Genomic DNA, 23,339 nt, shown 5'->3' with positions numbered 1-23,339 from the left:
TCCGTTTTTGTCTCTGCAGCAAAGGTCGTGGCCCACGCCCCTTGGCCTTGCACCGTACCGCGCACTATACGAAGGAATGGCCGGCGAGGAACTGCCGGACATGACCCCTCGTCCCGTTCTTCCGTTCCGTGAGGTTAATCGAACGATCATGCGTGTCCTTGGGATCGAGACGACCTGCGACGAAACAGCGGCCGCGATCGTCTCCGTCGAGCGCTCGGGCGAGAGCAAGATCCTGTCGAACGAGGTGCTGAGCCAGATCGCCGCCCATGCGGCCTATGGCGGCGTCGTCCCGGAGATCGCGGCGCGCGCCCATGTCGAGGCGATCGACCGCATCATCGCGCGCGCCTTCGCGACGGCAGGCATGAAACCCGGTGAGATCGACGCCGTTGCGGCGGCGGCCGGTCCCGGCCTGGTCGGCGGTGTCATGGTGGGCTTGACCGCCGGCAAGGCGATCGCGCTCGCGACCGGCAAGCCCTTCATCGCGATCAACCATCTCGAGGCGCATGCGCTGACCGCCCGCCTCACCGACAACCTCGCCTTCCCCTATCTCCTTCTGCTGGTTTCCGGCGGCCACACCCAGTTGCTGGCGGTGCGCGGCGTCGGCGACTATCTCAAGCTCGGCGGAACCATCGACGACGCGGTCGGCGAGGCTTTCGACAAGATCGCCAAGATGCTGGCCCTGCCCTACCCCGGAGGCCCCTCGGTCGAGCGCGAGGCGTTGAAAGGCGACCCCGAGCGCTTCGATTTCCCCCGCCCGATGCAAGGCCGCGCCAATCCGGATTTCTCGCTCTCCGGCCTCAAGACCGCCGTGCGCCTCGTCGCCGAGCGGATCGCACCGCTTTCCGACAATGACGTCGCTGATCTCTGCGCCTCCTTCCAGGCTGCCATCGTCGACGTCATGGTGGACCGCACCCGTGCCGGGCTGCGCGCCTGCCGCGAGGCAGGCATCACGCCCTCGACGCTCGTCGTCGCCGGCGGCGTCGCAGCCAATCAGGCGATCCGTAGCGGGCTGACGCGCCTCGCCACCGAAGCCGGCCTGCCGATGGTCGCCCCACCGCAGGCGCTCTGCGGCGACAATGGCGCGATGATCGCATGGGCCGGGCTCGAGCGTCTCCGCCTCGGCCTCGTCGACGACATGACGGTTGCCGCCCGCCCGCGCTGGCCGCTCGACGAGCTCTCGGCCAAGCCTACGACCGCCGCATGAAACGCGCAGCGGCCTACGCGACCATCGGCGTCGTCGGCGCCGGTTCCTACGGCGCGGCGCTGGCGCTCGCCGCAGCCCGCGCCGGGGGCAAGGTCCGGCTTTGGGCGCGCGACCCGGAGACCGTCGCGGCCATCGAGCGCAGCGGCCAGGCGCCGCGCCTGCCCGATGTCGTGCTGCCCGAAACGATTCGCGCCACGGCCTCTCTCGACGACCTCGCGGATTGCAGCGCGCTGATCATCGCCGTACCGACCCAGAATTTGCGTTCGGCCTGCCAGAATCTGGCTGGGCATCTGCCGGCGGGCGTGCCGATCGTCTCCGCCGCCAAGGGCATCGAGCAGACGAGCGGCCTGTTTCCGACTGAGATCATCGAGAGCGTGCTACCCGGCGCCCGCACCGCGATCCTGTCTGGCCCGAGCTTTGCCGCCGATATCGGGCGCGGCCTGCCGACGGCGGTGACGCTCGCGGCGGCAGAACCGGAGCTGGCGCAGGCGCTGGCCGAGGCGCTCAGCTCGCCAGCCTTCCGCATCTATCACTCCGGCGATCCGCTCGGCGTCGAGATCGGCGGCGCTGCCAAGAACGTGCTCGCCATCGCCGCCGGCATCACCATCGGCCTCGGCTACGGCGAGAGCGCGCGCGCGGCGCTGGTCGCGCGCGGCTTCGCGGAACTGCGTCGCTTCGGCGAGGCCTATGGCGGCGAAGCGGAAACCCTGATGGGGCTGTCGGGCCTCGGCGACGTCGTGTTGAGCTGCGCCTCCCCGCAATCGCGCAATTTCGCCTATGGTCTGGCGCTCGGGCAGGGTCGCAGCCCGGCCGAGGCGGCAGGCGGCAAGCTCGCCGAAGGCGCCTTCACCGCCCCGATTCTGGTCGAAATGGCGCGCTCCCGGAGCATCGAGACGCCGATCGCCGAGGCCGTCGCCGAGATCATCGCCGGGCGCATCGGCGTGCGGGAGGCCGTGGCCGCCCTGCTCGCCCGCCCGATTCGGGCGGAACGATAGGGAGAGGGACATGGCAAACGACTGGTCCGACCTCACCAAGCGCGTCGCGCGCGGCATCGCCGAAGTCCGCAAGACCACGGGCTCGGAGCTCGTCGCCGAAGGCCAGCCCGTGCCGCTGGCCGGGCGGATCGCCGGCCCGGTGCTCCAGCATCGCCGGCGCAAGGCCGAGGGCACGCATCGCTTCGTGCTGATCCTGCCCTTCGGCGAGGGCGAGGTCCGGATCGAGCTCGACCCCAAGGATTACGCCGCACTGACGCGCGAGATGGTGCGGTTCTGGAATGAACAGGGCGAGGCGGCGTCGCAGCCGCCGGTGCCGCACAAGGAGGACGAGGCCTGATGGCTCACTGGCTGATCAAATCCGAACCCTCGGTCTGGTCCTGGGACGACCAGGTCAAGGCCGGCGTCAAAGGCACGCCTTGGGACGGAGTGAAAAATCATACCGCCAAACTCAACCTGATGGCGATGAAGAAGGGCGATCAGGTCTTCTTCTATCACTCCAACGAGGGGCTCGAGGTCGTCGGCATCGTCGAGGTCATCAGGGAAGCCTATCCCTGGGAAGACGCCGGGCCGCCCTGGGTGCTCGTCGATTTCAAGGCGGTGAAGCCGCTGCCGAAGCCCGTTTCGCTCGCAGCGGTCAAGGCCGAGCCGAAGCTCGCCAAGATGTCGCTCGTCACCTCCTTCCGCCTCTCGGTCCAGCCGGTGACGGACGAGGAATGGGCCATCGTCTGCAAGATGGGCGGCCTCTGACCGCTCAGCCGCGATAATATCCGGCGAAGGGCGGATAGGTCGCCAGGGCCCGTGGCCTGTAGGGCAGCTTCTCATCGAGGATCGGCACCGCCTGCGCCTGCAGGCGCGTCTCGACGGCCGGCGCCATCCGTGCCGGTTGCGGCTGGAACCCGTGCAGCACGAAACTTTCCCGCGTGCCCTCGCTCCAGGGCAGCCACGATGTCTTGCGCTCGTCATGCTGCAGGCCGAGCGCATCCGGTCTGAGCTCCGCGACCAACCCCGGCTCGACCATGAGCGGAGGCATGGCCGCCCGCGCTTCCGCGATCATCCAGCCGAGCGTCAGGTCCGACAGCCCCATCTGCAGGCCATAACCGCCGCCGATGTCGGTATGGACGCCGGCGAACCAGACCTGCCTGATTTGTCCCGGCGGCGCCTGCGTCTCGTCCCAGAGCTCGGGCGCGAAGACCTGCCGGTTCTCGTCGATGGCGAGCGCCTGGCGGCCATGGGCGACCTGCCGGTTGAGGATCGCGTCGTGGAATTTGTGGCGCCCCGGCAGGCTCCCGATAGCCGGCAGGCCGAGCGCGCGCACCGTATCCCAGACGCCGACGAAGAAGGGGGGCGCCGGCTGGGTAGCATGGCGTTGCCGGAACGCCGCCGCGGCCTCGATCCGCGCTGCGCGGTCGCGGATCATGTAGACATCCTTCACCGCGCTGGCCGCAAGCGCCCGCACCTCGCGCGCCTGAATCGCGTCGGTGAAACCGTCCCAGCGCAGGACATTGATAAAGCCGCCCGGCACGCCGCAGAGCGCAAGCACCCCGCCGAGGCTGCGCACCGTGTAGGCGCCGCGGCTGAAGCCGAACAGGAAGATGCGGTCGCCCCGCCTGTAGGCGCAGAGCAACGCGGCGTAGCAGTCGATGATGTTGTCGGTGATGCCGTAGCCGGTTGCCTGGGCGAGGAGGTCCTTGAAGCGCCGAAACGGCCCGCGAATCTCGCCCTCGTCGGGGTTGGAGCCAAGGCCGGGGTCGTAGAAGCAGATCTGGCGGGCGGGATCGACCTCCCGCGTCGCCATGAACAGGCGATAGATGCTCGTCCAGTTGATCGGGTTCGCGCCTCCGGCCTGCCCCGTCCCATCCGAGAAGATGCAGACATTGCGCGCCATGGAGCCCCTCCTGCCCCCGCACCCTACCATGTGATGAGACGCTCCGGGGACAATTTGGCCCGGAACCATGCTTCCAGCGCCTGCCCCTGCCACGAAAGTGCGACGCACAATGGGTTGCCGCGCCGCGCTCGCATCCTATGATGCGCGGAATTCAAAGGAAGCGATGTCCCCGACAGCTCGCGAGAGCCGAGGGACCAACGCAACACAGACGGCCTAAGTCTGGGGAGACACCCGAATGTCCGAGACGATCTACGACGTGCCCGCCGGCTGGTCCGAGAAGGCCTGGGTCGACAACGCTCGCTATCAGGAGATGTATGCGGCCTCGGTCGCGGATCCCGAGAAATTCTGGGGCGAGCACGGCAAGCGGATCAACTGGTTCAAGCCCTACACCAAGGTCAAGAACACCAGCTACGAGCCGGGCAAGGTCTCGATCAAATGGTTCGAGGACGGCACCACCAATGTCGCCCATAACTGCGTCGACCGGCACCTCGCCACGCGCGCCGACCAGACCGCGATCATCTGGGAAGGCGACAACCCTGCCGAGTCGAAGACGATCACCTACGGCCAGCTCCATGCCGAGGTCTGCAAGTTCGCGAACGTGCTCAAGGCACATGGCGTTGCGAAGGGAGACCGCGTCACCATCTACCTGCCGATGATCCCCGAGGCGGCCTATGCCATGCTCGCCTGCGCGCGCATCGGCGCTGTCCATTCGGTGGTCTTCGGCGGCTTCTCGCCCGATTCGCTGGCGAGCCGCATCGAGGATTCCGATTCCAAGATCGTCATTACTGCCGATGAAGGCCTGCGCGGCGGCCGCTCGGTCCCGCTCAAGAAGAACGTGGACCTCGCCGACGACAAGGTGAAGGGCGGCATCGGCACCGTCATCGTCGTCAAGCGCACCGGCGGCAATGTCGCGATGAAGGACGGCCGCGACGTCTGGTATCACGACGAAGCCGCCAAGGTTTCCGGCGATTGCCCGGCGGCCGAGATGAATGCGGAGGACCCGCTCTTCCTGCTCTACACCTCGGGCTCGACCGGCAAGCCGAAGGGCGTTCTGCACACCACGGCCGGCTATCTGGTCTACGCAGCGATCACCCACCAATACGTCTTCGACTACCATGACGGCGACGTCTACTGGTGCACCGCCGACGTCGGCTGGGTGACCGGCCACAGCTACATCCTCTATGGCCCGCTCGCGAATGGCGCGACGACGCTGATGTTCGAGGGCATCCCGACCTATCCGTCGATCTCCCGCTTCTGGGAGGTGATCGACAAGCACAAGGTCAACACCTTCTACACSGCGCCGACYGCSATCCGCTCGCTSATGGGCGCMGGCGAGGAGCCGGTGAAGAAGACCAGCCGCCCSTCGCTGCGCCTGCTCGGCTCGGTCGGTGAGCCGATCAATCCGGAAGCCTGGGAGTGGTATCACCGTGTCGTCGGCGAGCGCCGCTGCCCGATCGTCGACACCTGGTGGCAGACCGAGACCGGCGGCATCCTGATCACGCCGCTGCCGGGCGCCACCAAGCTCAAGCCCGGCTCGGCCACCCGGCCCTTCTTCGGCGTCAAGCCCGAGATCGTCGATGCTGCCGGCCAAGTGCAGGAAGGTGCTTGCGAGGGCAACCTCGTCATCGCCGACAGCTGGCCGGGCCAGATGCGCACGGTCTATGGCGACCAYMAGCGCTTCRWGGAWACCTATTTCGCSACCTAYSCGAACAAGTATTTYACCGGYGACGGCTGCCGGCGCGACGCMGACGGCTATTACTGGATCACCGGCCGCGTCGACGACGTSATCAACGTSTCCGGCCAYCGCATGGGCACGGCGGAGGTCGAATCGGCGCTGGTCGCTCACCCGTCGGTCTCGGAAGCTGCGGTCGTCGGCTATCCGCACGACATCAAGGGCCAGGGCATCTATGCCTATGTCACCCTGATGGCCGGCGAACAGCCCAGCGACACGCTGCGCAAGGAACTCGTCGCCTATGTCCGCAACGAGATCGGCCCGATCGCCTCGCCGGACCTGATCCAGTTCGCGCCCGGCCTGCCCAAGACCCGCTCCGGCAAGATCATGCGCCGCATCCTGCGCAAGATCGCCGAGGACGAGTTCGGCGCGCTCGGCGACACCTCGACGCTGGCCGACCCGGCCGTCGTCGACGACCTCATCGAGAACCGCCAGAACAAGCGCAAGGCGGGCTGATGCCCTTGGTGGCGGCGCTCAATGGGCAGCCGCCACCACTTCGATCTCGACCTTGAATTCCGGCCGGGTGAAGCCCGAGACGATCATCAGAGTCGAAGCCGGCGGCGGCGCACCGACATGGCCGTCGCGCGATTCCATATAGCCCTTCATGTAGGCGCGGTCGGTGACATAGGCATTGACCCGCACGATGTCGGCGAGCGTCATCCCGGCCTCGGCCAGAATCGCTGCGATATTGGCAAAGCACAGGTCGGCCTGCGCCCGGACATCCTCGGGCACGCTCCCATCGGCGGCGATCCCGAGCTGGCCGGAGCAGAAGACGAGCCGCTTGCCCACCGGCAATTCCATACCATGGCTGTAACGGGCGAAGGGCGGCGCAATCGCGGCGGGGTTGAGCGGCTTCATATCGCGAGGTCTCCGGGAATCGCCCGGACTATGCCTGCCCACATCTGTTGGAACCAGAGCATCTGTCACGGGTTCGCATCGCGCCCGGCCTGCGCTAGATCATGCTCATGCCGCGTTCATTGCGTTCCTGTGTTAATGACGCAAAGTTCGGCTGACCGAGATCGGAACCCGCGCCGCATGACGACGACGAAGATTGCCACGCCTGCCGCCCTCGCCCGCGCGGCCGCCCTTCTGCCTCTGCTGGTTCTGACCGCCTGCGCAGGTTCTCAACGCTTCACCGGCCCGGTGATGAATTCGCCATCCTACGGTCAGCCGGTGCTGCCTTCCGCGCCTCCGGTCAGCTCGGCACCGATCACGTCGGAGCCGCTGCCGCCGCCCCCCGGCTCTCCGATGGCCTCCGCTCCCCCGTCGGCAGGCGGTGGCCTGCCCGCGCCGCAGGACCCGTTCTTCAATCCCGGCGCCGGCGCGCCGCAGGGCCAGCCGCTGCCGCCAGGCGGCCAGCCCTTGCCGCCGACAGGCCAGCCGGAGCAGTCGCCCGGCCTGCGCGGCAGCAGCAACCAGGTCGCAGGGCTCGGCTCAAGCGCCACCGCGCCGCGCGCGGCCGGAAGCCGCGACGGCATGGTCGGCGGCTGGACGGCACGGGAGGCGACCGGCGGCTCCTGCCGGATTCAGCTGTCAAGCACGCCGACGCTCGATCTCTATCGCGCCAGCTCGTCGGGCTGCGCGAATAGGGATCTCCAGAAGATCACGGCGTGGGACTATCGCGACGGCGAGGTCTATCTCTACCAGCAGGGTGGCACCGTTGCGGCCCGTCTGCGCGGCGGCCCCAGCTCGCTCGATGGGGCAGTGACCAAGTCCGGTGCGGGGCTGTCGCTCAGCCGGTAATCCGCGGCCCCGCATCTGGATCGCGGGCGGAAGGATGCCAATCCGCCCTCGCCGCATTCGACCGACAAGGAATTAGGGTCTGAGCGCGCGTGCAAGCAGGGTCGTCGGCCAGAAATTCTTCTGGATCGACAGGGCGAGCGTCGCAAAGCCGGTCGCATTGTCCAGCGCCTCGTCGAGAATGGTGAAGGGTGTCGGCCCTCCCGTCATGATCACGCCTTCCACATCCGCGTAGCCGCCGACGAGATCCGCTTCGAACTTGGCGGCGAGCCGGCGCATCGCCGCGTTGCCGGGCAGGCAGGTCATGTAGAGCGTGCGGATGCTGCGATTGCGCGCCGCGGTGATCAATCGGTGAAAAAGGTCCGAGCCGATACCGCGGCGGCGCCAGCCGCTCTCGACGCTGAAAGCCGCCTCGCCGGTCTGCGCGACGATGTCGTCGAGACCGCGCAGCTCGGCCGCACCGCGCACGATCCCGTCTTCGACATAGGCATAGACCAGTCCGCCCACGCCGAAGGTCGTCGCCGCGTAGTTCTCGAGAAAGGCATCATTGACCGCGGTGCCGAACCGCTGATGGCGTGTCACGGGATCGAGCCGTAGCAGATGCTCCCGCAACAGATCGCGTTCCGTCGGCCAAAGCCGCCGGATCATGCCGGTGCCGGCCTTCACGCCGGCGAGTTTCGAACGAGCCAATTATCATCTCCTGAACAGCGCGAAGCGCGCACTGCCGACCAGGAGCGTATCTTCCCTAAAGCGTTCTCCAGATTGTGCGGGATTCGGGCGAATGCAAGGCGCCGACCTGCGGCATTTTTGCCGGGTCTGACCAAGATTTAAGCCTGAAACGCAAAACATCATGCAGAAAAGACATGATGACCGGCTCTCCACAGCCTGGGGATGCCACGAAAAAAAGCACTACAACCGCGGATATCGTCGTGCGATAATTTCGCACGTACCCCGATGACGGCGCGTCCGGCATGAGCTAAGTTGCGTGCTCCCGGTCACTCATACTTGAAGCTCCATGTTCGATCGTCGCAAGCCTCCTGCTGCCCAGCCTTTCGTCACGCACGAAAATATCGAAGCCAAGGTTAAGTGGTTCGACCCCGAGAAGGGGTTCGGTTTCGCATCGCCCTCCGATGGTTCGGGCGATGTCTTCCTGCACGTCTCGGCGATCGGCCCGCTCGATCAGCAGGACCTGCTGCCCGGCGCCACCATCGTCGCCGATCTCGGCGAGGGACGCCGCGGTCTCCAGGTCGTTGCGATCCACGAGATCGATGCCTCCACCGCGACCCAGACCGCGCCGGCTCCGCGCGCCTTCTCGCCGCGCCCGCCGCGCGATGATTTCGGTGGCGGCTACGGCGATCGGGATCGGGGCGGATTCGGCGGCGATCGTGATCGCGGCTTCGGCGGCGGCGACCGCGGTGGCTTCGGTGGCGGCGGCTTCGGCGGCGGCGATCGCGGCCCTCGCGGCGGCGGCTTCCAGGACCGCGACAGCGGCCCGGTCGAAGGCCCCTTCGACGGCGCCGTGAAGTTCTTCAACTCGGATCGTGGCTTCGGCTTCATCGCCCCCGACAAGGGCGGCCCGGACGTGTTCCTGCATGTCTCGTCGCTGAGCCGCAGCGGCCTCCAGCCGCCGGTCGACGGGCAGCGCGTGCGCTTCTCGATCCGCGCCGGCCGCAAGGGCCCGGAAGCTGCGAACGTCAGCTTCATCTGACCCGAATCGGATCGCTCCAAACGTCAAAGGCCCGCCGATGGCGGGCCTTTTCTTTTTCTCGCTTGAGCAGCAGCCAAACGGCAGCATAGACCGGGAAACGCGCCAAAGGCGCGCTCCCCGCGCCATTCTCAATGGTCGTGATCGCCTTCGAGACCGCCGATGTGCTTCTGGGTGTAGAGTTCGAGGCCGACGCGCTCAATCAGGTCGAGCTGCGTTTCGAGGAAGTCGATATGGCCCTCCTCATCCTTCATCAGCGCCTTGAACAGGTCTTCGGACGGGTAGTCGCCGACGTCACGGCAATACTTCGCCGCTTCCTGATAGAGCGCGCGCGCCTCGACCTCGGCCTTGAGATCGCACTCGATGACTTCTTTGACGTTCTCGCCGATGCGCAGTTGGTCGAGCGTCTGCAGGTTCGGGAATCCTTCGAGGAAGAGGATACGGTCGACGAAACGGTCGGCATGGACCATCTCCTCGATCGATTCCTTCTTCCAGGTCTTGGCCATCTCCTTCAGCCCCCAATTGTCGAGCATCCGGTAATGCAGCCAGTACTGGTTGATGGCTGTGAGCTCCGAGCGCAGCCCCTTGTTGAGATATTCGATGACCTTCTTATCGCCCTTCATGGCGGAGCCCCTCAATCAATTACATTAGAATGATACTAATGTAGACAGGGTAGCCTCAGAAGGGAAGAGGGAAAACCGTCTTCGCTGCGCGCCCGATGCGAGCGGGCAAAGCAAAAAAGCCCGCAGCGACTCAGGCCGCAGCGGCATCCTCGGAGAGGGCGATGCCTTCAAGCATGCGCTCGACGGTGACATGCACCGCGCATTCGATCTCGCGGCTGGCACAGCTATGGCACTGCGTTGCGCAAGCGGCACGCGCCTCGGCCAGGAGGGTCCGCACCTCGCGGGCGCAGCGCCCGCAATCCGGGCTGCAGCCGAGGCAGTCATAGGCCTCGCCCGCCGTCCGCGGACCGCTGCCGTCAGCAGCGACGGTGCCCTTGATCTGACGGCAGGAGATAACGTTGCAGGAGCAAACAATCACGCGTGATGGCCCACCACACGCTTGGTCTCGATCTCTTCGCCATCGGCGCGGCGCAGACGCACGATCACCTCGACCGAGGAGATCACCATCCCTTCCGGCGCCTCCGGCAGGCCGGCGACATGGATCGTCGAGCCCGGGATATCCGTGACCGTCTCGTCGTCCTCGTTGTAGAAGTGGTGGTGCTCCGACACGTTGGTGTCGAAGAACGTCTTGGGCCCGGACACCGAAACCTGGCGCAGCAGGCCGGCTTCCGAGAACTGGCGCAGCGTGTTGTAGACGGTCGCCAGCGACAAGGGCTCGCGGGCGCGGATCGCCTCCTCATAGAGCATCTCGGCGCTGACATGGCGGTCGCCCTTGGCGAAGAGCAGCCAGCCCAGCGCCATGCGCTGGCGCGTCGGCCGCAGGCCGGCGGAGCGCAGACGGGCCTTCACCGAGCTGATCGGGCAGGAGGCAGGGTTCTTCTGCGGCCACGGAATATGGTCGCCTGCCACCGGCTTGTGATCCTGATCCTTGTTCGTCAGAACGCCCATCGATAACGCCTTCCACCACGCCGGTCGCCCGGCCGCGCAGTTTAGAAATCCTCTAAACTACTGATATTACTAACATATTTGCCAAGGTCGGCGTCGGTTGTCAATCTTCGCGGCTGCGACATCCGGCAGCGACCACAGTTTGCCGATCACGAAATCGTACGCTCGGAGACGTCTGCGAGACCTGGCGCGGGGCAGCGGGGCCCGGCCGGCGGCCGCGCTCGCAATCGGCCAGGGGGTCAGTGACCGCCGCCGCCCCCGGCAGCCGCCTTGGGCGGCTTGCGCAGGAAGAGCGACAGCACGACCAGGCTCGCGAAGATCAAGGTCAGGGCAAGGAAGACGTCGCTGAAGGCCATGACCAGCGCCTGCTTGTGGACGCGCTGGTTGATCAGGGCCAGCGCCATCTTCTGCGCTGCGTCGCCATAGTCGCCGAAGCGCTGCACCGTATTGGCGAGCGCCTCCTCCGCCACGCCGCGGCCGGCCACCACCATCTCGTGCAGCCTGGTGATGTGCAGGTCCGTGCGAGTGTTCAGCATCGTGTTGATCACCGCGAGCCCGACGGCGCCGCCGAGATTCCGGGTCAGATTGTAGAGGCCGGAAGCGTTCTTGAGCTGCTGCGGCGGCAGCCTCCCCAACGCGATATTGTTGATCGGCACCATGCACAGCATCAGCGAGCAGCCGCGCAGGATCTGCGGGACGAGAAGCTCGTAGAAGTCCCAGTCCGCGGTGATGAAGGAGGCCCACCAGGTGCCGAGCGCGAACCCTGCGAAGCCGATCATCATCATCACGCGCGGATCGAGCTTGGCCGAGAGCCGCCCCGCGATCGGCGCCGTCAGGAACATGGCAAGGCCGGTAACGAACATGGTCTCGCCGATCATCAGTGCATCGTATCCGCGGATGCGCCCGAGATAGACCGGGTAGAGATAGGTCAACCCGTACAGGCCGATGCCCATGCAGAAGGAGAACAGCGAGCCGAAGGCGAAGTTGCGGTCCTTGAAGGCGTAGAGATCGACCAGCGGGTCGTCGCGCGTCAGTGCCCGCCAGAAGAACAATACGGCGCCGAACACCATCACGACCGAGAAGAGCACGATCTCATGGCTCTGGAACCAGTCGAGCCGCGTCCCCTCCTCGAGCACATATTCGAGGCTGCCGAGGAAAGCGGCCATGCCGGCCAGGCCCAGCCAGTCGAAGCGCTTGATCAGGCTGTGGTCGGGCTTGTCGAAATCGATCAGCGTCCAGGCCGCGATCGTGACGCCGATGCCCGGCACGACGTTGACGAGGAAGAGCCAGTGCCAGGAGAAGGCGTGGCTGAGATAGCCGCCGACCGTCGGGCCGATCGTCGGCGCCAGCGTCGCGACGAGGCCGATCAGCGGCGAGACCACCGGGCGCTTCGACGGCGGAAAGATGGTGAAGGCTGCGGCGAAGACGCCGGGGATCATGCCGCCGCCGATGAAGCCCTGCACGGCGCGCCACAGGATCATCTCGTTGATCGAGGAGGCCTGGGCACAGAGCACGCTGGATATGGTGAAGCCCGCTGCGGCGATCGAGAAGAAGACGCGCGTCGACAGCGCCCGGCTGAGATAGCCGGAAAGCGGGATCATGATCACTTCCGCGATCAGATAGGCCGTCTGCACCCAGGCGATCTCGTCGGCCGAGGCGGACAGGCCGGCCTGGATCTCCGCCAGCGAGGCCGAGACGATCTGGATGTCGAGGATCGCCATGAACATGCCGAAGACCATCGCCAGGAAGGCGAATATCCGGCGTAGGGGGATGGCGTCCGTTGCCGGCGGCGCTCCCGCCGGCGCATTCAGGGTCGCGGTGGCCATGGCGGCCTCCTCGATAGGGGGTCAGCGCTGGCTGGCGGGACGGGGATCGATCGAGACCACGACTGACATCCCCGGCCGCAGCACATGCTGACCGGCCGATTCCTTGTCCAGCGCGATGCGCACCGGAACGCGCTGCACGATCTTGGTGAAGTTGCCGGTCGCGTTGTCGGGCGGCAGCAGCGTGAACACCGAGCCCGTGCCGCCGGCGATGCCGCTGACCGTGCCATGGAAGACCTTGCCCGGCAGGGCATCGACGGTGACGCTCGCCTTGTCGCCGACCTTCAGCGGTCCGACCTGGGTCTCCTTGAAATTCGCATCGACATAGACCTGATCGAGCGGAACGATCGACATCAGGCGCTTGCCGGCGCTGACGAGATCGCCGAGCTGCAGATTGGTGTTGGCGACGACGCCGTCGATCGGCGCGGCGATCTTGGTGAAGGTGAGGTCGCGCTCGGCCTTCTGCTCGGCGACCTTGAGCTCGTCGATCTGGCGGGCGGCCTCGACGCGCTGCGCCTCCAGCACCTTGATATTGGCCTGCGCCTGCACGATGCCGGCCTTGGCGCTCGCGACCGAAGCCACCGCCTGGTCGCGCGCAGCCGTCGCCGCATCGAGTGTTGCCTGCGAGCCGTAGGACTTGGCCGCGAGGCTGTTGGCGCGCTCGAAATCGGCGACCGTGCGGGTCACCGCCGCCTCGGCGGAGTTCTGCTGGGCCTGGGCCTGGGCAAGTGCGGCGCGCGCCGCCTCGACCTGGCTGTCGATGCGCGCCAGCGTGGCTCGCGCCGTGGCGGTCTTGGCCCGGGCACTGTCGAGCGCGATCCGCCAGTCGCCATCATCGAGCGCGACCAGCGGCTGGCCGGCCTTGACTTCCTGGTTCTGCGTCACTGAGACCGCTGCGATATTCGCCGCGAGCTTGGCCGAGATCGTCGCCATCTCGGCGCCGACATAGGCGTCGTCGGTCGAGACGATGAAGCGGCCATTCCGCCACCAGTCGATGCCGTACCACAGGCCGGCGCCGACGACGGCAGTCGCCGCGACCATCATGAGGCCACGCTTCAGCGGGCTCTTGCCGCCCTTGGCCTTCGCAGGCTCGGCAGCAGGCGGGGCGTCCCTGACCGGCGCTTCACGCGCCTCGCGGGCGGTGACGGGCTCGGCCGGCTGGGCGGTCTCGGCCTTGGCATCGACCAGCTTCAGCCGGTCGCGGCGGGGTTCTGATGCGGTTTCAGCAGACATCGTGCGTCCTGCATGTCAATTCGAACCATGCGGTTCGATTGCGCTTGAAATAGCGCGAGAGATATTGCATATCAAGTCAAATCGAACCGATTGGTTCGATTCTTTTTCGCAGCTGCCATGCAGAGCCCGCAGGTCGGGCCAGAGTATGATGACGGAAACCTCTGAAGTCCCGGTAAAGACGGGCCCGCGCAACCGCCGGATCGCCGGCGCGGATCCGGACAAGCGCCGCCAGATCCTCGATGGCGCCTTGCAAATCTTCACCTCGCGCGGCTTCGACGCAGCCAGCATGAGCGACATCGCCGCGGCGGCGAACGTCTCGAAGGGTACGCTCTACGTCTATTTCCAGGACAAGGAGCATCTCTTCGTGGCGCTGATCCAGCGCGAGCGCGAGACGCAGAAGCGCGGCGCCATCGAGGCCCTGAACGAGGATTCCGATCCGGTACGGGCGCTGGGCAATTTCGGCCGCTGCATCGTGCGAATGATCAATGGCGATCTGGCCGTCAGCGCGCATCGCGTCGTCATCGGCGTCGCCGAGCGCATGCCGGATCTCGGCCGGGAATTCTACGAGAACGGGCCGATGCTCGGATCGCGGCTGATTGCGGGTTATCTCGACCGCATGGTTGCCGAGGGCAAGCTCGCGATCGACGATACCTATCTGGCCGCCGTCCAGTTCCTCGATCTCTGCCAGGCGACGCTGACGCGCCCACGCCTGTTTAATGCCGTGCGCATGCCGCCGAGCGACGAGGAGGTCCAGCGCGTCGTTGCCGAGGCGATCGCGATGTTCATGGCGCGCTATGGGCGCGGGACCGGCGCCGAGCCGGCCCCACGCTGATCGCGACGCCTTATTTCAGCGCCTTCAGGCTGTCGATGATCGACGCCAAATCCTTGAGGTTCTCCTTCTCGCCCTCGGGCGAGGCCCAGTAGGTCACCACGAGGCCCTTGGTCTCGGTGGCCTGCAGCAAGGTTAGGCTGACATGGGTAGGGCCGTCCTCGTCCTTGCCGGTCCACTGCACCTGGACGCCTTCCATGCCATTGTTGGAGAACGGCTTCTTCTCCTGCGTCGCGGGATCGACGACGACGCCCTTGCTCTTCAGCCAGGTGACCGCTTCGGCGATGGCCTGTGCGGCGTCCTTCAGCTCCGTCACCTCGACCGAGATGTAGACGGCTTCGTCGTCGGACGTCGATTCGACACCTTTGGCGATCTCGGTGGATTCCCAATCGTCCGGCATCGTGATCACCGCAACGGGGTTGGGATCGGGAATCGAATAGGTCTTGGCGCTTGCGAGCCCGGGCAGCAGGACAAGGCTGGCGGCGAGAACCGCGCGTGCGAGATGGATCGGCATAGGTCGTTCCTGGGAAGAAGACGCCGGATGGCGTAACGTCATCCTATAGCAACATTGCCGCCATGCCGCGCATCCTAAGGCGAAGCTGAGTCTCTATCGCGATCCTTGGTTACCGACCGTCAGCCGGCGACCTGCCTGGCGCGGATGCGCTCGCGATGGGCCGTGTATAGTCCTGACGCCGCGATGATGCTGGCGCCGACATAGGTCCAGATATCCGGGATCGCTGCGAAAACCAGATAGCCGAAGATCGAGGACCAGAGCAGTTGCGAATAGGCAAAGGGCGCTAGCAGCGAGGCATCCGCATACCGGAAGGCCTGAATCAGAAAGATATGCCCTATCGTCGAGATGCCGCCAATGAAGACGCCGATCATGACGGCCTTGAGATCGAGCGCCTGCCAGCTGAACGGCGCCGCCAACGAAAGCAGGATGAAGCCGATTGTGGCGGAATAGGCCAGCGTCACCACTGGAATCTCGGTGCGGCTCATCATCCGGGTCATGATCAGCGAAAACGCCCAGAAGAACGACGAGCCGAGAACGAAGAACGACGCGCCATGAAAGCCGGCGCCACCGGGGCGCACCACAACCATCACGCCGATCAGCCCCACGATCGTGGCCAGCCAACGCCGCCAGCCGACGACCTCGCCCAGAATGGGAATGGAGAGCGCCGTCACGAAGAGCGGCGAGACGAAGGAGGTGGCGGTGGCGTCCGCCATCGGCAGGTCGTGCAGCCCCGCCACGAACAGGATCGAGGAAATCGTCACGCCCAGCGCCCGCAGCACCTGCAGGCCCGGCCGCCGCGTGCTCATCCTGCGAAAGCCGCCGGTGAAACAGACGGTGGCGAGCATGATCGCGGCAAACGTGCCGTAGCGCATCCAGGTGATCTGGAGCGCGGGCAAGGTGGTCGCGAGATATTTGGAGGCGATATCGCCGCTGCACATGAAAATCGATGAGAGCAGCAAGAGCGCGATGCCGCGCGCGGAATTGTCGATGCGAAGCGATCTGCCTTCCTGCGGAGGGGCGACCGGTTGCTCAGGAAGGGGAGCGTTGGGCAAGGGCTCGATTCACGGGCAGGGATGCTCAAGCCTTAGCCGTTTTGCCCTGCATATTCACACGCAAAGACGGTCACCCGCCCATGCGCGTGGACATTGCCCGTGACCCTGCCCGGTTTCCGGACAGGGTGGGCTGCGCAGTCTGCTTTAGGCTGCCTGCTTGCGCGGCTGGATCAGCTTGCGGTTGACCAGCACCTCGGCGATCTGGATCGCGTTCAGCGCGGCGCCCTTACGCAGATTGTCGGAGACGCACCAGAAGGCGAGGCCGTTCTCGACCGTCGCATCCTCGCGGATGCGCGAGATATAGGTCGCGTCCTCGCCGGCCGCCTCATGCGGGGTGATGTAGCCGCCGGGCTCGTGCTTGTCGATGACGAGGATGCCTGGCGCGGTGCGCAGCACCTCGCGCGCCTCGTCGGCGGTAACAGGCTTCTCGCACTCGATATTGACGCTCTCGGAATGGCCGATGAAGACCGGCACGCGCACGCAGGTCGCGGTCAGCTTGATGTTCCTGTCGAGGATCTTCTTGGTCTCGACCATCATCTTCCACTCTTCCTTGGTGAAGCCGTCCTCCATGAAGACGTCGATCTGCGGGATGAGGTTGAAGGAGATGCGCTTCGGAAACTTCTTGGTGGTGACCTCGCCGGCCGAGAACACGGCGCGGGTCTGGTTGAAGAGCTCGTCCATGCCTTCCTTGCCGGCGCCGGAAACCGACTGATAGGTCGAGACGACGACGCGCTTGACGCCGAACTTGTCATGCAGCGGCTTCAGCGCCACGACGAGCTGCGCTGTCGAGCAGTTCGGATTGGCGATGATGTTCATCTTGGAGAAGCCGGCGGCGGCGGCGGCGTTTACCTCCGGCACGATCAGCGGCACGTCGGGATGCATGCGCCAGGCCGAGGAGTTGTCGATGACGACGGCACCCTGCGCGCCGATCTTCGGCGACCAGGTCTTCGAGATCTCGCCGCCAGCCGACATCAGGCAGATGTCGGTGTCGGAGAAATCGAAATGCTCGAGCGCCTTCACCTTCAGCGTCCTGTCGCCGAAGGAAACCTCGGTGCCGACCGAGCGGGACGAGGCCAGCGCCACGACCTCGCCGACGGGGAAGGCGCGTTCGGCGAGAATGTCCAGCATCTCGCGGCCTACATTGCCGGTTGCACCGACCACTGCGACCTTGAAGCTCATGATGTGATCCTTTGCGGATAGGGCGGTTCGGATCTCCCTTTGGGGGCCGCCCCGCGCCGGGCTCGGGGCGGGTTCGGCGATCTGCCCCCGCCGGGGGGAGATGGACCCGGAACCGAGGCGAAGCGTCAGCGCGACGTACCGGCTTTCCCGGTCGTCGTTTTGGTCGTGAGTTTCGTCGTCGTCAGACGGACAGTCACAGAGCCAATCCCGAAGGGCTGCAAAACTTCGCAAGCAGCGCATCGCTGCACCGCGCCATGTCAGAACACCCGCGGCGCGAAAAAGTCAATTCCCCCCAACGGCCAACCTGAATCTCCGCCATTAACCCTGCTCGTTGACCGGTCGTTCACGCTGCCGAGCGATCGGCGCCAGGCGGTAACCTGCCGGCGACTCTTCGCAGCCAGCCTGCCCCGTTGAAGGTTCAGGCGCCAAGGCCAGTGGCGCGGGAGTTGCGTGTTGCGTTTGCGATCGGTCGATGTGGTCCTGACAGTGCAGGCCGGGCTTCGACGGCTCAGGCCGTGGCTTCTGCGCGCCGTCGCCTTCTGCCGCAGCATCGCCGCGCGTCTTGCCGGCATCGACATCATCAGGGTCGTCATCGCTTGCGCCGACCGCGTCGAGGCGGGCTTCCGCCGGGGCGCGCGTGTCGCTCGCCACCTTGTGCCGCACCGCGGGATCGGCTTGACGAGGGCGCTTGCCTGGCGCAGCGCAGCCGCGCTGAGCGGCATCGGTCTGACAGCGGCGCTGATCACCGGCCTTTCCGCCAAGGACGAAGCTCCGCCCCAACTGGCCGGCCTCGCGCCGGCTGCGGCAAGCTTATCGGCTCAAGCCGGGACATCTCCGCATCGACCGCGCAGCTCGGTTACGGCTGAGGATTGGGTCGCGATCGCCCGCCCCGCCGCGAGCTTCAGTTTGGAGACGTCCGAGCTCGGCCGGGAAGCGCCCGCCCTAGAAGCACGGCGCAGTCAGGACGGCAGCCGTCGCGAGGATCTGTTGAGTTTCGGCAGCTTCGCCGAGCCGAAACCGCATCTCGTGCTGCGCCTGGCAACTGGAGACGGCGCAGCCCCCGGAGCCCGCTCCTTCATGGTCGCCCTGGTGCATGAGGCCGCGCAGCGCAGCCTGGCGGTGGAGCGCAGCAGCACGCCGGCCCCGACCGAGACCCGTTTCGGCCCGCTGGAGACCTCCGATGTCGTTCTCGGGGAAGGCACGCAGAGCCGCAACTGCATCGCCTTTCGTTCGCCTCCCGGCGGGGCAACCTTCGCCATGAGCGGGTGGTGGTGCGCAGGATCGAAGCCGAGCGACCGCCGGCAGTTGGCTTGCCTGATCGACCGGCTCGATCTCGCCGGCCCGGTCGATCCGGAATTGCGTGGCATCTTCGCCCGCAGCGAGCTCAATCGCGAGCCGGCCTGCGCACCTCCGCGTCTCTCCGCGACCGGCCGCAAGGCATCCTGGCTCGATGTCGACGGCAACCTGCCGGCCCTGCGGGTGAAGACGGCCAGCGCCGAACCGGTACGCGCCGTTGCCGAGCCCGGCAAGCGTCGCGACAAGCCGAATCGCCGCCAGCCCTGACACTCTCCCGAGACGCCGCCGTTCTAACAAAATTGTTAACGACGGCGTGCTACTCTTTGCGTCGGATTTCTGATGCCTACATGGAGTGGGTGCATCCACTACCGGAGATTGCCGCCATGATGCCGTTCAAGCGTGTTGCCACTGTTCTCGCCATCACCCTGGCGGCGTCGACCGTCTTGGCGACGATGGCCGAAGCGCAGAACCGCCGCGCACCGCTGCGGATCACGATCCAGAAGCGCAGCTATTTCGATGCCGGCAACGTCGTGCCGGTCGGTTCGCTGAACCGCTACGCCACCCAACAGGTTTACGCCTCGCCGGTCTATTCCAACACGGGCGAGTTCTATGGCGAAGGCGCCCTGCCCCCACGCATCGGCGCCGGCGTCAACCCCTTCGCCAATACCTTCTCAACGCCGGGCTACTGACGAGACGCGTCATGGTCGGGTCGAGCCCGACCATGACGGATCGCTTTAAGGCAAAGCCTTGAGATAGCGCACCGGACGCCCGGGCGACGCGGCATTGGCGGCATGGACGATCGCGTTCGCGTCGATACCGAAATGCCGGTAGAGGTCGGCGACCGTCCCGGTCTGGCCGAAATGCTCGACGCCGAGCGCCTTCTGCCTATGGCCATGGACGCTGCCGAGCCAGGCCAGCGTTGCCGGATGCCCGTCCAGCACTGATACGATACCGCAATCGCGGGAGAGATCCCCGAGCAGCCGCTCGATATGGCTCGTCGCCGCATGGTTGCCGCGCTGGCGCGCCCGTTCGGCCGCCTGCCAGCCGGCATTGAGCCGATCAGCCGAGGTAATGGCGAGCAGACCGACATCGCGCCGGTCTTCGCCCAATAGCCCGACAGCCTCGATCGCCTCCGGCGCGACCGCGCCGGTATAGGCGATGACGACCGAGGCGTTCGGCCCCGGCTTCCTCAGCCAATAGGCGCCGTCGATGATCTCGCGTTCCAGCTCCGGCGTCATGGTGCGGCTCGGCTGCTCGACCTGCCGGGTCGAGAGACGCAGATAGACCGAGCCGCCGGTCTCGTCGCGCAGCCAGGTCCGCTCGTCCGGATCGCCCTCGCCGTCGCGCTGCATGTAGTCGAAGGACCAGCGCATCATCACCGCGAGTTCGTCGACGAAGGCCGGCTCGAAGGCGCACAGGCCATCCTGGCTCATGCCTATCAGCGGCGTCGCGATCGACTGATGCGCCCCGCCCTCCGGCGCCAGCGTCACGCCCGACGGCGTCGCCACCACCATGAAGCGGGCATCCTGGTAGCAGGCATAGTTCAGCGCATCGAGCCCGCGCGAGATGAAGGGATCGTAGAGCGTGCCGATCGGGATCAGCCGCTCGCCGAAGATCGAATGCGACAGGCCGAGCGCCGAGAGATTGATGAACAGGTTCATCTCGGCGATGCCCAATTCGATATGCTGGCCCTTCGGCGAGAACTCCCATTTCTGCATCGAGGGAATGCGCTCGTCCTTGAAGGTGTCGGCCATCGAGGCCCTGGCGAAGAGCCCGCGCCGGTTCACCCAGGGGCCGAGATTGGTCGAGACCGTGACGTCCGGCGCCGTCGTCACGATCCGGTCGGCGAGCGGACCGCCGGTCTTGGCGAGATCGTCCAGCACCTTGCCGAAGCCCATCTGCGTCGACATCACCGGCTGGATGCCGGCCTCCAGCTTCACCGGCACCGGCAATTTGTCGGCTGAGAGGCGCCGCCGCCCCTTCGAAAAGAACGGCACCTTGTCGAGGAAGCCGCGGATCTCGCCCTCGGGTAGGTCGAGCCCCTCGAACAGATCCCATTCATGGCCCGGACGGATATTGTTCGCCTTGCGGAAGCCGTCGAGCTGCTCCTTGGTCATCARCCCGGCATGGTTGTCCTTGTGCCCGGCGATCGGCAGCCCGAATCCCTTGACGGTATAGGCCAGGAAACAGACCGGCCGGTCATGGTCGATGCCCTCGAAGGCTTCGAGGATCGACGGCAGATCGTGGCCGCCGAGATTGCACATCAACTTTGAGAGCTCGGCGTCGGAACGGCTCTCGATCAGCTTCGTCACAGGCCCCTGATCGCCGAGATCGTCCATCAGGCGCTTGCGCCAGGCAGCGCCGCCCTGGAACGTCAGGGCCGAATAGAGCTGGTTCGGGCAGGAATCGATCCAGGCTTTCAGCCGCTCGCCGCCCTTCTCCTTGAACGCCGCCTGCTGCAGCGAGCCGTATTTCAGCGTCACGACATCCCAGCCGAAATTGCGGAACATCGTCTCGAAGCGGTCGTAGAGGCCCTCGCGGATGACGGCATCGAGCGACTGGCGGTTGTAGTCGATGATCCACCAGGTATTGCGCAGGCCGTGCTTCCAGCCCTCCATCAGGGCTTCGAAGATATTGCCCTCGTCGAGCTCGGCATCGCCGATCAGCGAGACCATGCGGCCTTCGGGGCGATCCTTCGCCCAGCCATGCGCCTTCACATAGTCCTGCGTCAGCGAGGAGAAGAGCGTCTGCGCGACGCCGAGTCCGACGGAGCCGGTCGAGAAATCGACGTCATCAATGTCCTTGGTGCGCGAGGGATAGCTCTGCGCACCCTTGTAGCCGCGGAAATTCTCAAGCTTCTCGCGCGTCTGCAGCCCCATCAGATAGTTGATGGCGTGGAAGATCGGCGAGGCATGCGGCTTCACCGCGACGCGGTCCTGCGGGCGCAGCGCGGCCATATAGAGGGCCGTCATGATGGTGGCGAGAGAGGCCGACGAGGCCTGATGCCCGCCCACCTTCATGCCGTCGTCGTTCTGGCGGATGTGATTGGCGTTATGGATCGTCCATGATGCCAGCCAGAGGATCTTCTTCTCCAGCTCGGCGAGGTACGGCAGGCGCTGATCTGTTGTCATGAATTTGGCCCGAACTCCCGGTGCTTCCGATCATGCACGGAAGCACTGGCAGAACGAGCCAAATTTCTGTGTCCAGCCGCCCGGCTTTGGCGGCTTTCGCCAATGACCAGCGAAAACCTGCAGGAAATCGCCAAACCGTCCCGCCGGGACGTGGGTCGGATTGCCGGCTACTTGTCGATCTGCGCGATGCGGTCGAAGGCGGCGGCGAAGCCGGTCAGGGATATGTTGAAGGGAACCGGCTCGTTATTCGACAGGTTGAGCGCCGCAACCGTCAAAGCCTTGCCGGCCTTCATCGCGTCGGTCGCGACCGTCGGGAAGGAGATCGGCAGCAGGCAGCCCTGCGCCATGCAGGTCGAGAAGCGCAGCCCCTGCCCCAGATCCTTGTCGTCGAGCCGCAGCACCGCGCCGTTCTCGAGCTTCATGCCGAACGGGAAGAGGATCGTGCCCTCCGCCCGCCCGTCCTTCGGCGTGCGCAGCTCGATGGCAAAGACGCGCTGCCCGGTCTGGCTGTTGCCCTGCGACTGAAGGAGGACGCAGAGCCGCTGGCCATTGGCGATGCGGCAATCGACCGTCCAGTCGCCATAGGTCTCGTTGATCGCGCTCGCGCCGTTCGGCAGCGTCGCATTCTGAGCCGCGGGCTGGCCCACGGCCGGAGCAGCCTGGTTCTGCGCGAGTGGCTGGGCGGGCTTCGGCGCGGGACGGGCTGCTGGAGCCGGTGCTCCCTGCGCCATGACCATAGGCGCGGCGGCAAGAGCAGCGATCGCAAAGACGAGAGCGGCGACGGGGGCGTTGCGGAAACGATGACGGGGCATGGCGCTACAATCTAGTGACTATATCGCCAGCGATATTGCAGAAACCTGTAGCCAGAGGAAGAGCAAATCGTCCTGAAAAATCCAATAAAACGGCAAAATATCCATGCATTCAAATCGAAATAAACAATAGAATGATTTCAATCTGAAAGACTCGCACCGCATCCGCGACCGGCTGCTACGGTCGCTTCATCTCAGCTTTTGCAGAGCGCGGCATGAATTTCTTGCGGGCGGCGGCCCCGGCGGATCGCTTCGCGAACCTCCGGCCGCTGCAGGCGCCGGGCGACGCAGGCGAGCGCGTTGAGGTGCTGCCCTTGCCCGGCTTCCGGCGTCAGGATCAGGCAGAGGATATCGACCGGCGCGCCATCGACCGCTTCGAAATCCACCGGCTTGACCAGGTTGGCCAGCAGAACGAAGGGCGTGGCGAGGCCGGCAAGCGGCGCATGCGGCAGGGCGACGCCGCCGCCGATGCCCGTCGAGCCCAGCGCTTCCCGCCGCTTGAGGACGGTAGCGATGACATCGGCCGGTATCCCCGTGCATCCCGCCGCATGGCGGGAGAGCAGATCAAGGCACTGCTCCTTCGACGTCGGCTTGAGCCCGGTCAGCACGGCGCCGGGGGTGATCAGCTCGGAAATGTCCATTGT

At 65.9% G+C, this 23,339-nt stretch carries 24 protein-coding genes; 10 read left to right on the top strand and 14 right to left on the bottom strand.

The features are described 5' to 3' along the window. Positions 1-148: 148 nt before the first annotated feature. The 4 genes from tsaD to AC1DEZ_RS19290 are packed head-to-tail and all read left to right on the top strand — an operon-like array spanning position 149 to position 2,946. Positions 149-1,204 carry a tRNA (adenosine(37)-N6)-threonylcarbamoyltransferase complex transferase subunit TsaD gene (gene tsaD, locus AC1DEZ_RS19305; RefSeq protein ID WP_441513962.1) on the top strand — a complete coding sequence of 352 codons (1,056 nt, stop codon included), beginning with the start codon at positions 149-151 and terminating at the stop codon, positions 1,202-1,204. Then, positions 1,201-2,199, top strand: a complete 999-nt coding sequence (locus AC1DEZ_RS19300) for an NAD(P)H-dependent glycerol-3-phosphate dehydrogenase (RefSeq protein ID WP_476780451.1) — start codon at positions 1,201-1,203, stop codon at positions 2,197-2,199. Before tsaD ends, AC1DEZ_RS19300 begins: the two co-directional genes overlap by 4 nt. Positions 2,200-2,209: 10 nt before the next feature. Next, positions 2,210-2,536, top strand: a complete 327-nt coding sequence (locus AC1DEZ_RS19295; RefSeq protein ID WP_476780450.1) for a hypothetical protein — start codon at positions 2,210-2,212, stop codon at positions 2,534-2,536. Next, the gene (locus tag AC1DEZ_RS19290) at positions 2,536-2,946 is read left to right on the top strand and encodes an EVE domain-containing protein (protein WP_476780449.1); all 411 of its coding nucleotides are present in this window, start codon (positions 2,536-2,538) and stop codon (positions 2,944-2,946) included. The genes AC1DEZ_RS19295 and AC1DEZ_RS19290 overlap by 1 nt, the downstream gene beginning before the upstream one ends. Positions 2,947-2,950: 4 nt before the next feature. Here the strand turns inward: AC1DEZ_RS19290 and AC1DEZ_RS19285 are convergent, their stop codons facing one another. Further along, positions 2,951-4,084: a DUF2235 domain-containing protein gene (locus AC1DEZ_RS19285; RefSeq protein ID WP_476780448.1), complete on the bottom strand. Its 1,134-nt coding sequence runs from the start codon at positions 4,082-4,084 to the stop codon at positions 2,951-2,953. A gap of 235 nt (positions 4,085-4,319) precedes the next feature. Between AC1DEZ_RS19285 and acs the strand changes: the two genes are divergently transcribed. Beyond that, the gene (gene acs, locus AC1DEZ_RS19280) at positions 4,320-6,272 is read left to right on the top strand and encodes an acetate--CoA ligase (protein WP_476780447.1); all 1,953 of its coding nucleotides are present in this window, start codon (positions 4,320-4,322) and stop codon (positions 6,270-6,272) included. Between the two features lie 18 nt (positions 6,273-6,290). Here acs and AC1DEZ_RS19275 read toward each other — a convergent pair whose 3' ends face one another. Then, positions 6,291-6,674, bottom strand: a complete 384-nt coding sequence (locus AC1DEZ_RS19275; RefSeq protein WP_476780446.1) for a RidA family protein — start codon at positions 6,672-6,674, stop codon at positions 6,291-6,293. Positions 6,675-6,851: 177 nt separating this feature from the next. On the opposite strand from AC1DEZ_RS19275, the gene AC1DEZ_RS19270 reads away from it, so the two are divergent. After that, positions 6,852-7,559 carry an AprI/Inh family metalloprotease inhibitor gene (locus AC1DEZ_RS19270; RefSeq protein WP_476780445.1) on the top strand — a complete coding sequence of 236 codons (708 nt, stop codon included), beginning with the start codon at positions 6,852-6,854 and terminating at the stop codon, positions 7,557-7,559. A 72-nt stretch (positions 7,560-7,631) separates the two neighbouring features. Here AC1DEZ_RS19270 and AC1DEZ_RS19265 read toward each other — a convergent pair whose 3' ends face one another. After that, positions 7,632-8,246 (bottom strand): N-acetyltransferase family protein, encoded by a 615-nt coding sequence (locus tag AC1DEZ_RS19265; RefSeq protein ID WP_476780444.1) that lies wholly within the window; start codon positions 8,244-8,246, stop codon positions 7,632-7,634. Positions 8,247-8,571: 325 nt separating this feature from the next. Between AC1DEZ_RS19265 and AC1DEZ_RS19260 the strand changes: the two genes are divergently transcribed. Then, a complete protein-coding gene (locus AC1DEZ_RS19260; protein WP_441513953.1) occupies positions 8,572-9,264 on the top strand; it encodes a cold-shock protein in 693 nt (230 codons plus the stop codon). 128 nt (positions 9,265-9,392) lie between these two features. On the opposite strand, the gene bfr is transcribed toward AC1DEZ_RS19260, so the two are convergent. The 5 genes from bfr to AC1DEZ_RS19235 all read right to left on the bottom strand — a co-directional run bounded on the left by bfr (position 9,393) and on the right by AC1DEZ_RS19235 (position 13,885). Further along, entirely contained in the window at positions 9,393-9,884 is a 492-nt protein-coding gene (gene bfr / locus AC1DEZ_RS19255) for a bacterioferritin (RefSeq protein ID WP_441513952.1), read from the bottom strand. Positions 9,885-10,014: 130 nt separating this feature from the next. Continuing rightward, the gene (locus tag AC1DEZ_RS19250; RefSeq protein WP_476780443.1) at positions 10,015-10,302 is read right to left on the bottom strand and encodes a (2Fe-2S)-binding protein; all 288 of its coding nucleotides are present in this window, start codon (positions 10,300-10,302) and stop codon (positions 10,015-10,017) included. Next, positions 10,299-10,832 carry an iron response transcriptional regulator IrrA gene (gene irrA, locus AC1DEZ_RS19245; RefSeq protein WP_476780442.1) on the bottom strand — a complete coding sequence of 178 codons (534 nt, stop codon included), beginning with the start codon at positions 10,830-10,832 and terminating at the stop codon, positions 10,299-10,301. The genes AC1DEZ_RS19250 and irrA overlap by 4 nt, the downstream gene beginning before the upstream one ends. Positions 10,833-11,068: 236 nt before the next feature. Beyond that, positions 11,069-12,655, bottom strand: a complete 1,587-nt coding sequence (locus AC1DEZ_RS19240; RefSeq protein WP_476780441.1) for a DHA2 family efflux MFS transporter permease subunit — start codon at positions 12,653-12,655, stop codon at positions 11,069-11,071. A gap of 21 nt (positions 12,656-12,676) precedes the next feature. Further along, entirely contained in the window at positions 12,677-13,885 is a 1,209-nt protein-coding gene (locus AC1DEZ_RS19235; protein ID WP_476780440.1) for an HlyD family secretion protein, read from the bottom strand. Between the two features lie 148 nt (positions 13,886-14,033). Between AC1DEZ_RS19235 and AC1DEZ_RS19230 the strand changes: the two genes are divergently transcribed. After that, positions 14,034-14,717, top strand: coding sequence for a TetR/AcrR family transcriptional regulator (locus AC1DEZ_RS19230; protein WP_476780439.1), 684 nt, complete (start codon positions 14,034-14,036; stop codon positions 14,715-14,717). A 10-nt stretch (positions 14,718-14,727) separates the two neighbouring features. Here the strand turns inward: AC1DEZ_RS19230 and AC1DEZ_RS19225 are convergent, their stop codons facing one another. From AC1DEZ_RS19225 to AC1DEZ_RS19215, 3 genes are all read right to left on the bottom strand, one after another. Further along, positions 14,728-15,228 (bottom strand): histidine kinase, encoded by a 501-nt coding sequence (locus tag AC1DEZ_RS19225; protein ID WP_476780438.1) that lies wholly within the window; start codon positions 15,226-15,228, stop codon positions 14,728-14,730. Positions 15,229-15,347: 119 nt separating this feature from the next. Next, complete coding sequence (locus AC1DEZ_RS19220; protein WP_476780437.1) at positions 15,348-16,280, bottom strand: DMT family transporter; 933 nt, start codon at positions 16,278-16,280, stop codon at positions 15,348-15,350. A gap of 144 nt (positions 16,281-16,424) precedes the next feature. Beyond that, positions 16,425-17,459, bottom strand: a complete 1,035-nt coding sequence (locus tag AC1DEZ_RS19215) for an aspartate-semialdehyde dehydrogenase (protein ID WP_476780436.1) — start codon at positions 17,457-17,459, stop codon at positions 16,425-16,427. Positions 17,460-17,912: 453 nt separating this feature from the next. On the opposite strand from AC1DEZ_RS19215, the gene AC1DEZ_RS19210 reads away from it, so the two are divergent. Together AC1DEZ_RS19210 and AC1DEZ_RS19205 are read left to right on the top strand one after the other, a co-directional pair. Next, complete coding sequence (locus tag AC1DEZ_RS19210) at positions 17,913-19,022, top strand: hypothetical protein (RefSeq protein WP_476780435.1); 1,110 nt, start codon at positions 17,913-17,915, stop codon at positions 19,020-19,022. A 116-nt stretch (positions 19,023-19,138) separates the two neighbouring features. Beyond that, positions 19,139-19,444, top strand: a complete 306-nt coding sequence (locus AC1DEZ_RS19205) for a hypothetical protein (protein WP_476780434.1) — start codon at positions 19,139-19,141, stop codon at positions 19,442-19,444. 45 nt (positions 19,445-19,489) lie between these two features. On the opposite strand, the gene AC1DEZ_RS19200 is transcribed toward AC1DEZ_RS19205, so the two are convergent. The 3 genes from AC1DEZ_RS19200 to AC1DEZ_RS19190 all read right to left on the bottom strand — a co-directional run bounded on the left by AC1DEZ_RS19200 (position 19,490) and on the right by AC1DEZ_RS19190 (position 23,336). Further along, complete coding sequence (locus AC1DEZ_RS19200) at positions 19,490-21,886, bottom strand: transketolase-like TK C-terminal-containing protein (protein ID WP_476780433.1); 2,397 nt, start codon at positions 21,884-21,886, stop codon at positions 19,490-19,492. Between the two features lie 167 nt (positions 21,887-22,053). Then, positions 22,054-22,698, bottom strand: coding sequence for an invasion associated locus B family protein (locus AC1DEZ_RS19195; RefSeq protein ID WP_476780432.1), 645 nt, complete (start codon positions 22,696-22,698; stop codon positions 22,054-22,056). Positions 22,699-22,889: 191 nt separating this feature from the next. Then, a complete protein-coding gene (locus AC1DEZ_RS19190) occupies positions 22,890-23,336 on the bottom strand; it encodes a PTS sugar transporter subunit IIA (RefSeq protein WP_476780431.1) in 447 nt (148 codons plus the stop codon). Positions 23,337-23,339: the final 3 nt, after the last annotated feature.

The sequence above is a fragment of the Allobosea sp. 10L422 genome, assembly GCF_056395345.1.
This window is presented reverse-complemented; position numbering and strand designations above follow the sequence as displayed.

What these genes read in the sequence shown, in the direction of transcription:
- tsaD (WP_441513962.1), top strand. Translation starts at nt 149, where the DNA reads ATGCGTGTCCTTGGGATCGAGACGACCTGCGACGAAACAGCGGCCGCG.
- AC1DEZ_RS19300 (WP_476780451.1), top strand. Translation starts at nt 1,201, where the DNA reads ATGAAACGCGCAGCGGCCTACGCGACCATCGGCGTCGTCGGCGCCGGT.
- AC1DEZ_RS19295 (WP_476780450.1), top strand. Translation starts at nt 2,210, where the DNA reads ATGGCAAACGACTGGTCCGACCTCACCAAGCGCGTCGCGCGCGGCATC.
- AC1DEZ_RS19290 (WP_476780449.1), top strand. Translation starts at nt 2,536, where the DNA reads ATGGCTCACTGGCTGATCAAATCCGAACCCTCGGTCTGGTCCTGGGAC.
- AC1DEZ_RS19285 (WP_476780448.1), bottom strand. Translation starts at nt 4,084, where the DNA reads ATGGCGCGCAATGTCTGCATCTTCTCGGATGGGACGGGGCAGGCCGGA.
- AC1DEZ_RS19275 (WP_476780446.1), bottom strand. Translation starts at nt 6,674, where the DNA reads ATGAAGCCGCTCAACCCCGCCGCGATTGCGCCGCCCTTCGCCCGTTAC.
- AC1DEZ_RS19270 (WP_476780445.1), top strand. Translation starts at nt 6,852, where the DNA reads ATGACGACGACGAAGATTGCCACGCCTGCCGCCCTCGCCCGCGCGGCC.
- AC1DEZ_RS19260 (WP_441513953.1), top strand. Translation starts at nt 8,572, where the DNA reads ATGTTCGATCGTCGCAAGCCTCCTGCTGCCCAGCCTTTCGTCACGCAC.
- bfr (WP_441513952.1), bottom strand. Translation starts at nt 9,884, where the DNA reads ATGAAGGGCGATAAGAAGGTCATCGAATATCTCAACAAGGGGCTGCGC.
- irrA (WP_476780442.1), bottom strand. Translation starts at nt 10,832, where the DNA reads ATGGGCGTTCTGACGAACAAGGATCAGGATCACAAGCCGGTGGCAGGC.
- AC1DEZ_RS19240 (WP_476780441.1), bottom strand. Translation starts at nt 12,655, where the DNA reads ATGGCCACCGCGACCCTGAATGCGCCGGCGGGAGCGCCGCCGGCAACG.
- AC1DEZ_RS19235 (WP_476780440.1), bottom strand. Translation starts at nt 13,885, where the DNA reads ATGTCTGCTGAAACCGCATCAGAACCCCGCCGCGACCGGCTGAAGCTG.
- AC1DEZ_RS19230 (WP_476780439.1), top strand. Translation starts at nt 14,034, where the DNA reads ATGACGGAAACCTCTGAAGTCCCGGTAAAGACGGGCCCGCGCAACCGC.
- AC1DEZ_RS19225 (WP_476780438.1), bottom strand. Translation starts at nt 15,228, where the DNA reads ATGCCGATCCATCTCGCACGCGCGGTTCTCGCCGCCAGCCTTGTCCTG.
- AC1DEZ_RS19215 (WP_476780436.1), bottom strand. Translation starts at nt 17,459, where the DNA reads ATGAGCTTCAAGGTCGCAGTGGTCGGTGCAACCGGCAATGTAGGCCGC.
- AC1DEZ_RS19205 (WP_476780434.1), top strand. Translation starts at nt 19,139, where the DNA reads ATGATGCCGTTCAAGCGTGTTGCCACTGTTCTCGCCATCACCCTGGCG.
- AC1DEZ_RS19195 (WP_476780432.1), bottom strand. Translation starts at nt 22,698, where the DNA reads ATGCCCCGTCATCGTTTCCGCAACGCCCCCGTCGCCGCTCTCGTCTTT.
- AC1DEZ_RS19190 (WP_476780431.1), bottom strand. Translation starts at nt 23,336, where the DNA reads ATGGACATTTCCGAGCTGATCACCCCCGGCGCCGTGCTGACCGGGCTC.